Annotated in this window: 10 protein-coding genes; 4 read left to right on the forward strand and 6 right to left on the reverse strand. The window is 34.4% G+C overall.

What is annotated here, in order from left to right:
- Window positions 1–127 precede the first annotated feature (127 nt).
- Window positions 128–4,315 (forward strand): glucosaminidase domain-containing protein, encoded by a 4,188-nt coding sequence (locus JMUB898_RS09430; RefSeq protein ID WP_002442073.1) that lies wholly within the window; start codon window positions 128–130, stop codon window positions 4,313–4,315.
- A gap of 605 nt (window positions 4,316–4,920) precedes the next feature.
- Here JMUB898_RS09430 and JMUB898_RS09435 read toward each other — a convergent pair.
- Window positions 4,921–5,340, reverse strand: coding sequence for a MarR family transcriptional regulator (locus JMUB898_RS09435; protein ID WP_002442071.1), 420 nt, complete (start codon window positions 5,338–5,340; stop codon window positions 4,921–4,923).
- A 155-nt stretch (window positions 5,341–5,495) separates the two neighbouring features.
- Between JMUB898_RS09435 and JMUB898_RS09440 the strand changes: the two genes are divergently transcribed.
- Window positions 5,496–6,503 carry an acyltransferase family protein gene (locus JMUB898_RS09440; RefSeq protein ID WP_044466311.1) on the forward strand — a complete coding sequence of 336 codons (1,008 nt, stop codon included), beginning with the start codon at window positions 5,496–5,498 and terminating at the stop codon, window positions 6,501–6,503.
- Window positions 6,504–6,642: 139 nt separating this feature from the next.
- Window positions 6,643–7,815: an aminotransferase class I/II-fold pyridoxal phosphate-dependent enzyme gene (locus JMUB898_RS09445; RefSeq protein ID WP_002442065.1), complete on the forward strand. Its 1,173-nt coding sequence runs from the start codon at window positions 6,643–6,645 to the stop codon at window positions 7,813–7,815.
- 105 nt (window positions 7,816–7,920) lie between these two features.
- Here the strand turns inward: JMUB898_RS09445 and menB are convergent, their stop codons facing one another.
- The 4 genes from menB to JMUB898_RS09465 are packed head-to-tail and all read right to left on the reverse strand — an operon-like array spanning window position 7,921 to window position 12,543.
- A complete protein-coding gene (menB, locus tag JMUB898_RS09450; protein WP_002442063.1) occupies window positions 7,921–8,739 on the reverse strand; it encodes a 1,4-dihydroxy-2-naphthoyl-CoA synthase in 819 nt (272 codons plus the stop codon).
- Window positions 8,732–9,535 (reverse strand): 2-succinyl-6-hydroxy-2,4-cyclohexadiene-1-carboxylate synthase, encoded by an 804-nt coding sequence (menH, locus tag JMUB898_RS09455; RefSeq protein WP_002442061.1) that lies wholly within the window; start codon window positions 9,533–9,535, stop codon window positions 8,732–8,734. Before menH ends, menB begins: the two co-directional genes overlap by 8 nt.
- On the reverse strand, window positions 9,522–11,195 hold the full coding sequence (menD, locus tag JMUB898_RS09460; protein ID WP_002442059.1) for a 2-succinyl-5-enolpyruvyl-6-hydroxy-3-cyclohexene-1-carboxylic-acid synthase: 1,674 nt from the start codon (window positions 11,193–11,195) through the stop codon (window positions 9,522–9,524). The genes menH and menD overlap by 14 nt, the downstream gene beginning before the upstream one ends.
- A complete protein-coding gene (locus tag JMUB898_RS09465; RefSeq protein ID WP_044466312.1) occupies window positions 11,182–12,543 on the reverse strand; it encodes an isochorismate synthase in 1,362 nt (453 codons plus the stop codon). The genes menD and JMUB898_RS09465 overlap by 14 nt, the downstream gene beginning before the upstream one ends.
- A gap of 180 nt (window positions 12,544–12,723) precedes the next feature.
- Between JMUB898_RS09465 and JMUB898_RS09470 the strand changes: the two genes are divergently transcribed.
- Window positions 12,724–13,662: a 1,4-dihydroxy-2-naphthoate polyprenyltransferase gene (locus JMUB898_RS09470; protein ID WP_037541296.1), complete on the forward strand. Its 939-nt coding sequence runs from the start codon at window positions 12,724–12,726 to the stop codon at window positions 13,660–13,662.
- A 55-nt stretch (window positions 13,663–13,717) separates the two neighbouring features.
- Here the strand turns inward: JMUB898_RS09470 and JMUB898_RS09475 are convergent, their stop codons facing one another.
- Window positions 13,718–14,269: a GNAT family N-acetyltransferase gene (locus JMUB898_RS09475; protein ID WP_037541294.1), complete on the reverse strand. Its 552-nt coding sequence runs from the start codon at window positions 14,267–14,269 to the stop codon at window positions 13,718–13,720.
- Window positions 14,270–14,340: the final 71 nt, after the last annotated feature.

Consider the following 14,340-nt stretch of genomic DNA (forward strand, 5'->3'; position numbering starts at 1 on the left):
AAATTTTACAAAAAATCTTTATAAGCTACAGGTTAAAGTTATATTACAAATCTGTTAAAAGTAATACAGAAATTACAACTAATATTATAATTGACTCAAAATAACATATTAAGAGGAGTAAATAAATATGACGAAGAAATTCAATTACAAATTACCGTCGATGGTTGCATTAACGTTATTTGGAACTGCCTTTACTGCCCACCATGCACATGCTGCAGAAGAAACACAAGATCAAACTAAAAATTCAAATGTACTTGATGACCAAGCCACACTTAAGCAAGCCGAACAAGCTAAAAATGAAGTGACACAATCTGCACAAAATGTTTCAGGCACTCAAACTTATCAAGATCCAACAAAAGTTCAATCTAAACAAGATACTACTTCTAACAATTATGATGCATCATTAGATGAGTTAAACGATTCTTCTAGTAAAGCTTCTCAACAAGAACAATCGAATAATTCAAATCAACCTACAGATTCAAAAGAAACAAATACATCATCAGTCAATACATATCAAGATTCAACTAAAGACATTAAGAATAATGAAATTTCTAAAGATGCTGTCACTTCAGAAGATAATGAAACTTCAAAAGTAGACAACACGAATAAAGAGGTTTCAGAAACTGAACAACAAGAATCAACTGTTGAAAATGTTAATAAAGATGAAAACAGTAATAACAATATTCAAGCCTCTTCTAATCAAACTAATAACCTTAATGATCAAGAAAAACAAGAAGCTACATCTAATCAAGCATCTAATAATAAAACATCTCAACAGGCAACAACAGATTCAACTGAGAAATCTAATAATAAAGTAAGTCAGACAAATAGTTCAGGTTATAATTTTGACGATGATGAAGATGACGTTGATACTACAAACGCTCAAAGTAAAAATACTAAAGCTGACCAACCTCAAGTTGCATCACTTTCAGCACAGAACAATGTAAATACAAAGTCAGAATCAAATCCTACTATTAAAAATAGTACTAACAGTACAAATACTAGCAAATCAGCAACTCAAAATACAAAAGTTTCTAACACTCAAGCTAATAACACGACAACTGAAAGTAATAACAAAGTTTCAACATTCAGTTCAGTTGCCAAACCTAGAATGATGTATGCAGTAAATAAGAAAACGACTTCTTCTTTACCTAAATACACACCTCAAGTGAAATCTTCAATCAATGATTATATTCGTAAGAAAAACTATAAAGCACCACAAATTGAAGAAAACTATACTTCTTATTTCCCTAAATATGGATATAGAAATGGTGTAGGTCGCCCAGAAGGTATCGTTGTACATGATACTGCAAATGATAATTCAACAATTGATGGCGAAATTAATTACATGAAGAATAATTACCAATCAGCCTTTGTTCATGCCTTTGTAGACGGTAACAGAATTGTAGAAACAGCTCCTACTGATTATCTATCTTGGGGTGCTGGGCCACAAGGTAACGAACGTTTCATTAATGTTGAGATTGTACACACTCACGATTATGATTCCTTTGCACGTTCTATGAACAACTATGCTGATTATGCTGCGACACAACTTCAATACTATGGTTTAAAACCTGATAGCGCAGAAAACGATGGTCAAGGTACAGTATGGACGCACTATGCAATTAGTAGATATCTAGGCGGAACTGACCATACAGACCCACATCAATACTTTAGAAGCCATAACTACTCTTATGCAGAGCTTTATGACTTAATTTATGAAAAATATTTAATCAAAACTGGTCAAGTGGCACCTTGGGGTACATCTTCTACAAGTCCATCTAAACCATCTAAACCATCAGATAGTTCAAACAACAATAAATTAACTGTTTCTGCTAATAGTGGTGTTGCTCAAATTAAACCTAGCAATAGTGGCCTTTACACAACTGTTTATGACGAAAAAGGACATTCAACAGATCAAGCTCAAAAAACATTATCTGTTACTAAATCTGCAACACTTGGCAATAATAAATTCTATTTAGTCGAAGATTACAACACTGGTAAAAAGTATGGCTGGGTAAAACAAGGCGATGTTGTTTATAATACAGCTAAATCACCTGTTAAAGTTAACCAAACATATAATGTAAAAGCTGGTTCAACTTTATACACAGTACCTTGGGGTACGCCTAGTCAAGTAGCTTCAAAGGTTTCAGGTTCTGGAAATCAAACATTTAAAGCTACAAAACAACAACAAATTGATAAAGCCATTTATTTATACGGAACAGTGAACGGTAAATCTGGTTGGATTAGTAAATATTACTTAACAACACCTTCATCGTCTAATACGAAACCAAGTAAACCATCGACAGATAATAGTTCAAGTAATAATAAATTAACTGTTTCTGCTAACAGTGGTGTTGCTCAAATTAAAGCTAAAAATAATGGTGTTTACACAACTGTTTACGACAAAAAAGGTAAAACTACTGATCAAGTTCAACGTACATTATCAGTTACAAAGTCAGCTACTTTAGGAAATGATAAATTCTACCTTGTAGAAGATTATAATACTGGTAAAAAATATGGTTGGGTAAAACAAGACGATGTTGTTTACAACACTGCTAAATCACCTGTCAAAGTTAATCAAAATTACAGTATTAAACCTGGTGTTAAATTATATACAGTGCCTTGGGGTACATATAACCAAGTTGCTAGCACTGTTTCAGGTTCTGGAAACCAAACATTTAAAGCTACAAAACAACAACAGATCGATAAAGCTACTTATTTATATGGTACAGTAAATGGTAAATCTGGTTGGGTTAGCAAATACTATCTAACTACTCCTACGCAATCTAAAGTAGCAGTATCTAAACCAAAGACTTCTACTAAAGCCGTAAGTACGAATAGTAAAGCTACAACAGCAGATAGAGCTGCTATAACGCAAACATCTGCTAAAGCGTCTAACACTAACTCGACTCAAACGATAAATAAAATCGCGCAAGTTAAAGCTAACAATTCAGGTATCAGAGCTTCTGTATTTGATAAAAAAGCTAAAAGTGGTGCAAAATATGGTAACCGTACTTACATCATTACGAAACAACGTACTGAAGGTAATAACACATATGTCTTACTTCAAGATAGTACTCGAAACACGCCATTAGGCTGGGTAAATGTTAAAGATGTAACAAGTCAAAATATTGGTAACCAAACTAAAGCTACTGGCCAATACAAAGTTAGCCAAACAAATAATGGATTATACTCTATTGCTTGGGGTACTAAAAATCAACAATTACTTCCATCAAATACAATTGCTAGTAAAACATTTAATGCTTCAAAATCACTTTATGTTGGAAAAGACTTGTATTTATATGGAACTGTAAACAATCGTACTGGATGGATTGCAGCAAAAGATCTTATCCAAAGTAATAAAGATGTACAAGCTCGTCCTTATAATTACACATTTGTAATCAGCAACAGTAATAGCTATTACTATGAAGATCTTGGTAAGAATGCACGTTACTCATTGAAACCTTATTACGACAAGACATTTGTAGTTTCTAAACAAAAAAATATCAATGGTGTAACTTGGTATTATGGAAAATTAACAAATGGTAAATATGTATGGATTAAATCAACAGACGTCGCTAAAGAATCTGTAAAATATGTTAATACTGGATATACTTTAGCTCATGCTGCAGAGATACAAAATGACCTTTATGATACTCCACAAATTCAAAAGGTTCCAGGCCAATGGACAAATGCTAATTATAATGAAATCAAAGACGCTATGGACCCTAACAAGTTAACTAAAGATTCAGGTGCTAGATATCAATTCTTACGCTTAGATCAGCCTCAATCTTTATCTGTAGCAGCGCTTAATGAATTATTAAAAGGACAAGGCGTATTAGAAGGACAAGGTGCAGCATTTAGTGAAGCAGCTAAAAAGTATGGTATCAATGAAATTTACTTAGTCGCACATGCTTTAGTCGAAACTGGAAACGGTACTTCACAATTAGCTAAAGGTGGAGACATTGTAAATGGTAAATTCTCTGATAAAACAAAAACGAAATATCATAATGTCTTTGGTATAGGCGCTTATGACAGTAGCCCATTAATTGAAGGCATCAAATATGCCAAAAACGCTGGATGGGATTCAGTATCTAAGGCAATTATTGGTGGAGCTAAATTCATCGGTCAATCTTATATTAAAGCAGGACAAAATACGCTTTATAAAATGCGTTGGAACCCATCAAATCCAGGTACTCATCAATATGCTACAGATATTCACTGGGCAACTGTAAATGCTCAAACTATTAAAGGCTTTTACGATAAAATTGGTGAAGTTGGTAAATACTACGAAATTCCAAAATATAAATAATTATTAATGTTAAAGAGCTTGGGACATAATTCCCAAAAATAATAGCAGTAAGAGGATTTCAATTGGAATCTTCTTACTGCTACTTTTATATTCAATACTTCGTATTGTATGGCTTCGCGTTCCTAGGGTGCCGTCTCAGACTTGGTCTTTAAAGCAATTCTTTGATTTCAATCATTAGAATTGCTTACTTAAGTGCTAAGCACTTAAGTTCATTTTTAAAAGAATCAGGAGTCTCGCCATAAATACTACGTATTAACATGTAATTTTACATCAATTTACTTTTAAAAAATAAGGCACTTTCGTATAATTTAATAAATACCAATAAACTAAATTAACGAGGTGCTTTCATTATATATCAACGAGTTAACCGGCATAATTACTCTAATAAATTCCAAATTAAATCTCTCACATTAAACATATGCTAATATTAACAACGCAACTCTATTTCAAAATCAACCTTCCCCATCCCATTCTTTTTCTCCAATAAAAAAATAAGCAACTTTGATGAGTAATAAAGCATTACTTCAAAGTTACTTACCTTTTTAGTCAAATATTTAATTAGATGTATATTGCACCCTAAAACAAAAATTAAAATAAAGCGTGCATTAAATGTAAATATGTCTACTATTCAATTTATTTAATAGCTGATTTAGGCTTTCAATTTCCTCAGGCGATAAACATTGGCATCTTGCTTCAATCAATTCACATCTTGCAGTGTTAATTTGTTGAATAAGTGAGCGAGCCTCATCAGTTAAAATTAATTCCTTACATCGTAAATCTTCATGAGATTGTTGACTCGTAATATATCCTTTTAATACTAGTTTCTTAATCCATCGAGATACGATTGATTGTTCTCGGCTTATTTTCATCGTTAAATCATATTGTGATAAACGATCGTAATTATATAAAATACGTAATAATTCTAATTGCTCAGAAGTAATATCTGTGCGCTGTCCGAAACGTCTGTTTACTAAATTTAAATCATTATTTGTAAGTGTTATAAGTTTTTCAAGTTGTTTATACATGTTGTTCTACTCCACTATATTAAGTTGTTAATATTATATGCTTTATTTATAAAATATACAATACTATTATACACTTTGCACAAATTCGTTGCATAATTACCTAGAAGTATACTAAATTAGAAGAAGTCTAAACAGAGAGAAAAAGGAGACGCTTTATGACAGCCATCAAGGATAGGGATTATTTTTTCGATAATGCCCGTGCAGTACTCATATTTTTAGTTGTCTTCGGTCATCTTTTACAACCTTATACTACCGAAGATAAATATTTATCAGCTCTATATTTGCTTATTTATAGTTTTCATATGCCGACATTTCTATTTATTTCAGGCTATTTTGCTAAAAATTTAGATAAGCCACATTACCTTGAAAAAATTGCGAAGAAATTACTTGTACCATATGTCATTTTTTTCGCATTCTTTTCGATATATTATTATTTAACGGGAAAAGAAGATGCAATTCAATTAGATCCATTTAACCCTGTCTTTGCATTATGGTTCTTACTTACACTATTCTTCTTCCACGTCGTACTAGTTATTGTTCGTAGATACAATCCTTATATCGTGTTATCTGTAGCAATACTGGTATCAGTGTTAGCAGGATTTTCAGGGAATATAGATAGTTATATGAGTATTTCAAGAACCATTGTATTCTTTCCTATTTTTTATATAGGTCATTTAGTCACTAAGGAACACACTATGAAACTACGTAATAAAAAGTGGGTACCCATATCAATCATTATTCTAGTAGCCTTCTTTATAGGTTATGTTATCCACCCTATCAACGGTGATTGGCTATTAGGTAGTTCTCCTTATACATCGTTAGAAAGTAACGGTGAAGACGTGTATAGCCCATTCAAACGATTACTCTTATATATCATTATTCTAGTAACAATGGGCGCATTCCTTAATCTGACATCCCAGAAGAAGCGTTTCTATACCTATATTGGACGTCGAACAATGTTTATTTACTTACTTCACGGCATTGTTATTGGCGTCTTAAGAGGTTTTGAAATATATCCATTCAAAGACAACGTTTCAATATTAACTTATTTATTCTTATTGGTAAGTTCAGGTATTATTGTTTTCATTTTATCATCAAGATTTGTTTGCAAATGGACGAATCCTGTGATTAACTTACGCAGACCTTCAGAATTTAGGGATTAACAATTAAATATTAATGTATTTCATACCAGAATGTAGTGCTATAAATATGTTATGATAGTAATAATTTGAAAGAATTATGAGACTATTTTAACAATTCAAATACTACATTTTGGTATTTTTTTAGAGGTGTTTTCGGAAAATGAAGCTATCATTAAATACAAATTCAAAGTTTTTAAGAGCGCCAAGCATACGTCAATTTTCAAATCGAATTAAATACATCGATGATTGCGTAAACTTAACCATTGGCCAACCAGACTTCCCCATGCCAGACGTGGTTAAAGAGGCATATATCAATGCGATAAAAGAAGATAAAACAAGTTATTCACACAATAAAGGGCTACCAGAAACAAGACAAGCGATCAGCCACTACTTTAATCAAAAATATGGATTTACCTATAGCGAAGAGGAAATCATTGTCACAAATGGTGCCAGCGAAGCATTAGACACCTCTCTTCGAAGTATCATCGAACCAGGAGACGAAATTTTAATCCCAGGTCCCATTTATGCAGGCTACATTCCGCTTATCGAAACATTAGGTGGATCTCCTATTTATATGGATACAACGCAATCTGAGTTCAAAGTGACTCCAGAGCTTATTAAGAGCCATATAACGCATAAAACGAAAGCCATATTACTCAACTATCCTACTAACCCTACAGGCGTTATTCTGGAGCGCTCAGAGGTTAAAGCTATCGTAGAAACACTCGTCGATAAAGAACTGTTTATTATTAGTGATGAAATTTATGCTGAAAATACGTTCAAAGGCAATCATACGTCATTTGCAGAATTTGAAGAAATTCGAGACCAATTGTTGCTTATTGGTGGTTTAAGTAAATCACATTCTGCAACTGGTATTCGCATAGGATTTTTAATCGGTCCAGAATACTTAATTGAAAAATTAACATTTATGCATGCCTACAATTGCATTTGTGCCAATGTTCCAGCTCAAATTGCCTGTATCGCTGCTTTAAATGAAGGATTAGAAGCACCTCAATATATGAATGAAGCCTACATGAAACGTCGCGATTACTTAAAAGATAAACTAGAATCACTCGGTTTTGATTTAACTGCTCAACCAGAAGGTGCATTCTACATCTTTCCAAGTATTAAAAAATTCACCGACAATGACTTTGATTTTTGTGTAGATGTTTTAGAGCAAGCACATGTCGCCATTGTTCCCGGCTCTTCATTCACAAACATAGGTAAAGGATATATTCGTATCTCATATGCCTATGAAATGGAAATGCTTAAAGAAGGCATGCGCCGTTTAGAAAAATATTTACAAGAGAATTATCCTGATAAAATGTCATAACATCTCGCTCTTCTTTTCATCTAAAAATCATCAATAAACAAAAAATCCACTCGATTGACATCATCTTATCAATCAAGTGGATTTATTTATATATTCACTAAACGCTTATGGGAATTTAGGGAATTGGTCGAAATCAGGATCACGTTTCTCTTTGAAAGCGTCACGACCCTCTTTCGCTTCATCAGTTGTATAGTAAAGTAATGTCGCGTCCCCAGCCATTTGTTGTAAGCCAGCTAAACCATCAGTATCTGCGTTCATCGCTGCTTTTAAGAAACGAAGTGCAGTTGGAGAATGTTTCATCATTTCTTTACACCATTGAACTGTTTCATCTTCAACTTTATCTAAAGGTACGACTGTGTTAACAAGTCCCATATCTAAAGCTTCTTGAGCATTGTATTGGCGACATAAGTACCAAATTTCTCTCGCTTTTTTATGACCCACGATACGAGCTAAATAACCTGAACCGTATCCTGCATCAAATGAACCTACTTTAGGTCCTGTTTGACCAAAGATTGCATTGTCAGCAGCAATAGTTAAATCACATACAACGTTTAAAACGTTACCGCCACCAATCGCATAGCCTCTAACCATTGCGATAACTGGTTTAGGAATGACACGAATTAAGCGTTGTAAATCTAATACATTTAAACGAGGAATTTCATCTTCGCCTACATAACCACCATGGCCACGTTTCTTTTGATCTCCGCCTGAACAGAAAGCTTTGTCGCCTTCACCAGTTAAGATAATGACTGATATATTTTGATCATCACGTGCACGTGAGAATGCGTCAATCATTTCAGCTACTGTTTTAGGTGTAAACGCATTACGTACTTCTGGACGATTAATCGTTACTTTTGCAATTCCTTCGAAAAATTCATATTTAATTTCATCATATTCTCTAAGTGTTTCCCACTGTCTAGTCATTTTGCTCCTCCTTTAAAAAACCTACTACCATTGTATCAAATTCCGTACTATCTTCCACATGAATTGTATGCCCAACATTCGAAATGTTTACCGTACGACTATGAGGTATCGCTTCAGCTAATTTTTGACCAATACGAACAAATTTTTCATCCTTTTCACCCGTTAAAATGAACGTGCGAACAGCTATCGATGAAATTTGAGGCCAAAGATTCGGCATATTGCCCGTACCATAATCACGTAGCGCTTTAGCCAACCTCACAGGGTTCTGGCTCATTCGATTCGCCCGTATGGCTTTCCGCACCTCAGCATCAAGCCCATACTGCGACCGGAAAAGCGGCAACTTCTCCCAATCATTCACAAATATCTCCAACCCAGCAATCTCAAGCACCTTCGCACGAGCCGCATCCACTTGAACACGTTCCACTTTATCCGCCTCATCTTGAATCCCCGCTGAAGTACTCTCTAAGAGCAGCCCTCGTAGCGCTACACTGCCATATAAAGCATAGTATAGCGCTACGCGGCCGCCCATAGAATAGCCGAGTAGGTACACGTCATACGTGTCAAATTGCGACAATACCTCATCAAGTGCATGAGCAATATACGGGAAATCCCAAGTATCTTGCATGTCTGAAGTATCTTGACCATGTCCGGGTAAATCAATCGTTAATACATTCACATGTTGACTGAAATACGCTACATGACTATCGTACGTTGTTGAATCACTAATAAAACCATGTAACATAACAAGCAATTGCTTGCTATCATTTTCAGATTCAAAAAATTTAAAGTGTAACATTAACGATATCACTCAATTTCTTATATAAAATTTGATGTTGTTGCATATTATCTTCTCGACTAGTTAAAACCTCATAAATATGAGAATCCATGGAAGATAATTCCGCATATTTAAAGTCATTTAAGCTTTCAAAACGTTCAAAAGTAAAATCATAAAGTAACGCCGCATGTTCAAAATCTAAGCCAGTTGGCGTGCCAAATAAACGTTCGAAATAGTCACTTGCCGAATCCTTTTGAGGAAGATAAGAGAAGATACCTCCACCATCATTATTCACTAAAACAATATTAATGTTGATGTCATTTAATTTCGCCATTAATAAGCCATTCATATCATGATAAAACGATAAATCACCGATTAATAACGTTACTTTTTTATGCACTGCCATTCCAATAGCAGTAGATACGACGCCATCGATACCATTAGCTCCGCGATTGGCATAAACTTCGGCTTCAGTTTCAAACATTAAATTATCAACGTCTCGGATTGGCATGCTGTTACCTACAAAAAGTGCGTCACCTTTAGATAATTTATGAATGACCTCTCCTACATAAACCGCTTCATCAGATGCATGATTGAGATAGTCTTTAATTTCAACTCGAGACTGCTGTTCTAGTGATTGCCATAGTTCCAACCAATCTTTACGTTGAACACTCTCTTCCTCCATCAATGATCTAAAGAAATCGTTTGCCGAAATTTCATATGAAATATTAGGCGGCATTGGGAAAACATCAATTTTATCATTATTCTGCACTAAAATTTGGTACGCTTTCGTACGTTTTAACCATTGGTTTAATTTCTTAGAAATTACCGGTTTACCCACACGAATAACGAAATCCACATCTAAATCTAAACCTGCACGATAAAGTAAATCATATGTTGTTATCACATTGGGATGATTACTTTTACGTAATTGACTTAATGGATCAGCTAAAATCGGCATATCATAAACTGTAGAGTACGTCAGAATTTGGTCGACTTCTTGATGTTGCATATCTCCTACAATGATAAGTCCTTTTTTCTTTTGCAATATCGCACTAATCCCTTTTACCGCAATACTCTTTTGATAATGCGGTAATGTTTTAACTTGAGACTTCAGTAAATCTACACGATTCATATCAGGCGTTAATGGTTCTCTAAAAGGCATATTAAAATGAATCGGGCCCCGATGTGGGCCGTATAAATACTGGCTAGCAATTTGCATTTGATAGTGAATCGTATAAAGCATTTGCTCAGTGCCATCCGCGATAGGCAAATCAAATTGAAAATTAACATAATTACTAAACATATTAACTTGATTGATTGCCTGCGGTGCGCCTACACTACGTAATTCATGTGGTCTATCACTTGTTAACACAATCATTGGCACTCGACTAATTTGACATTCAGCAATTGCAGGCGTGTAGTTCGCAGCTGCTGTACCTGACGTACATAATATCGCAACTGGCTTTCCGCTTCCTTTAATCAACCCTAATGCGAAGAACGCTGCGCTACGTTCATCAGGATGTATCCAGGTTTTAATTTTCGGATGTGCCTCAAATGCAATCGCTAATGGTGTAGAACGAGATCCTGGACTAATAACAACTTCTCTTACGCCATACGCATATAATTCTGATGCAAACGTAAACACTTGTTGTGTCAAAGCATCGCTATGATTCGTCATAATTATCTACTCCTAATGCATTCATCATTGGTGAAAATTTGACTGCCGTTTCAGCAACTTCGCTATCAGGATCAGAATTCTTAACGATACCGCAACCTGCAAATAACGTTGCTTGATCACCTTTAATCAACATGGAACGAATCGCTACAATAAATTCACAATCATCGTACACGTCAATATAACCTACAGGAGATCCATAGAGGCCACGCGTACCGAATTCATTATTCTCAATAAATTCTAATGCTTCGGCTTTAGGATAACCACCCAACGCTGGTGTTGGATGTAAGCAATCGATTAAACCAATGTATGATTTGTCGTTTAAATGCCCTTTTATTTCCGTATATAAATGATATAAATGATCATTCTTTAGAATATTTGGCGTTTCATTATAATCGATATCTTGCACAAAGGGTTTAATATCATTCAAAATACTTTCAACAACAAACTGATGTTCACCTAGGTTTTTCTTATCTTTTAAGAACGCCTTAATATTCTCTTCATCTTCTGCTTCATTATGAGAACGTTTAATTGTACCTGCTACAGCCTTTGTCGAAAGAATGCCATCTTCAACTTTAATTAATTGTTCAGGTGTTTGTGAAAAGAATATAGATTGATTAGATTCTAATAAGAAAATATAACTATTCTTCTCATTCTGGAGTGCTCGATTCAACACATAAGGAATATCAATTTCTTTATCAAACTTAATTAAACGTCTACGTGCAAGAACAATTTTTTTAGATTCATCAATTTTTTCAATGGATTCTTCAACGAGTTCACGCCAATCATCTTTATAAATATCTTCCATACGTGTGACGTTACCTCGTTCTGTTTCCGAAGAATCAACTTTCGTATGCTCGAAATACGAAACCAATTGTTTGAACGCTTCAATATCAAAATCTTGACGTTCAGTAGTATAAGTGATGAATGTACGTTCCCCTTCATTAGATATCAATACTTTAGGTAATACAAAGTGATTCAATCCATACTCTCGCCACTCATCATCAGACTTATGACTTGAAAATTGAAATCCGCCACATAATCTAAGATGGTGTCTACTTGTATCTGGATGAATTAATTCGATTTCATCTTTTAATTTTTCCCATTCCCTAAAGATAGACTGCTTATTTTCAAAGTTATTTTTAAACCTTTGAACAGCGTGATATCCAAAATATGAAGAATAATTGTCGTTCAATCGCATGTAAAAACGGTCTCCCGCTTCTTGTTCTGTTAAACGGAACAAAGCACTTGGTTCAATCGTTCTGTCTATTTCGACTTCTACAGAAACCCAGTCTTTGGTACTTGCGTATAACTTATCGACAATGTCTTCTTCTTTTACATTCACAGCCATTCTTATTTCACTTCTTTCTCCTTCGAATTTGACTCATTAATGTATTGTATCACTTTTATACGTAAGTGTTATCATTATTGCTTAAACTAAAAATGCAATTTTTCACGTCAATTGACCTTTAGCTATGATTCCTTTAAAATATTTATGATAAATATATAAAAATAAGAGGTTATGCATAATATGTCAGATCAATATCAACAATACTCAACCGTTAAGAAATACTGGCAGTTAATGAGACCTCATACCTTAACCGCAGCAGTTGTACCGGTTTTAGTTGGCACAGCCACTGCGAAAATTTATCTACTTGGTAGTGAAGACCATCTGAAATTTAGTTTATTCTTAGCCATGTTAATTGCATGTTTATTGATACAAGCAGCAACGAATATGTTTAATGAATACTATGATTTCAAAAAAGGTCTTGATGACCACAATTCTGTAGGTATCGGTGGCGCCATCGTGCGAAATGGTATGAGTCCGAAACTTGTCATGAACATAGCAATTGCATTTTACATTATCGCAGCACTGTTAGGTATCTTTTTAGCTATTCAAAGTTCATTCTGGATTATACCAGTCGGAATCATTTGTATGGCTATCGGTTACCTTTATACTGGCGGACCAATGCCAATTTCATGGACTCCATTTGGTGAGCTATTCTCTGGCTTATTTATGGGTATGATTATCATTGTATTATCATTCTTCATCCAAACTGGAAACGTCCAAGGCTATGCGTTCTGGATTAGTATTCCAATCGTTATTACTATTGGCCTCATTAATATGGCTAATAATATCCGTGACCGTGTTAAAGACAAAGAAAGTGGCAGAAAAACTTTACCTATTTTATTAGGTAAACGCGCTTCAATCATTTTCATGGCTGCAATGTATATTGTTGCTTATGTGTTCGTCATTTTCACAGCACTATTTAGAGCACCGGGTTCACTATTCTATTTATTAGTATTGTTATCATTCCCTATGCCAATTAAAGCTGTAAGACGATTTAATAAGAACGATACACCAGCTACAATGATGCCAGCAATGGCTGCCACAGGCAAAACCAACACATTCTTTGGACTTTTATATGCATTAGGTATATATATAAGTGCACTTTGTGGCGGTATCTAATTTCATATTTTCGATAACGAACTCGGCAATGAAATCATATTCAATTGTCGAGTTTTTAATTTAGTGTCATATGATGATACTTATGACCATATAAATCAATGTCCCCTACATCTTCGAAGCCTAACTTTTTATATAGCTTTAGCGCACCCTCATTATCATAATCACAATTCAAACTCCACTTTGCATTCGGATCACTATCAATCAAATGTTTAAATAACTGTGTTGCAATCCCCTGTCCACGATATTCCGGAAAAGTAGCTACCGCTTCAATATAAATTTCATCATCATAAGCTTCTTTTTGAGGTAAAGGCGTACCTAATTCACGAATATCATCTTCGAGTGGCAAATCTAACCACTGTTGTTCCAAATCTAACTCTTGTTTCCCAGGATAAGCAATGATACATCCCGCAACGCTGCCATCTTTCTCATATACCCAAATATGATCATAATACGTACGATATTTAACATTTACAATGCTTAATTCAATTGCTTCAATGACACGTTCTTGAGTCAAGGCCTGTGTTATATCTAGTTCCATATCTTCCCATATGATATAACACAATTCAGCAATCTGTTTGTTATCACTTGGACGAGCCTTTCTTATCATCATACATTCCCCTTTACAAATTAGGTTGCAATGTCATTATATATAATTTATTTGATTAAATAAAATTATTA

This window comes from Staphylococcus caprae, from assembly GCF_003966625.1.
GTDB classification, from domain to species: Bacteria; Bacillota; Bacilli; order Staphylococcales; family Staphylococcaceae; genus Staphylococcus; species Staphylococcus caprae.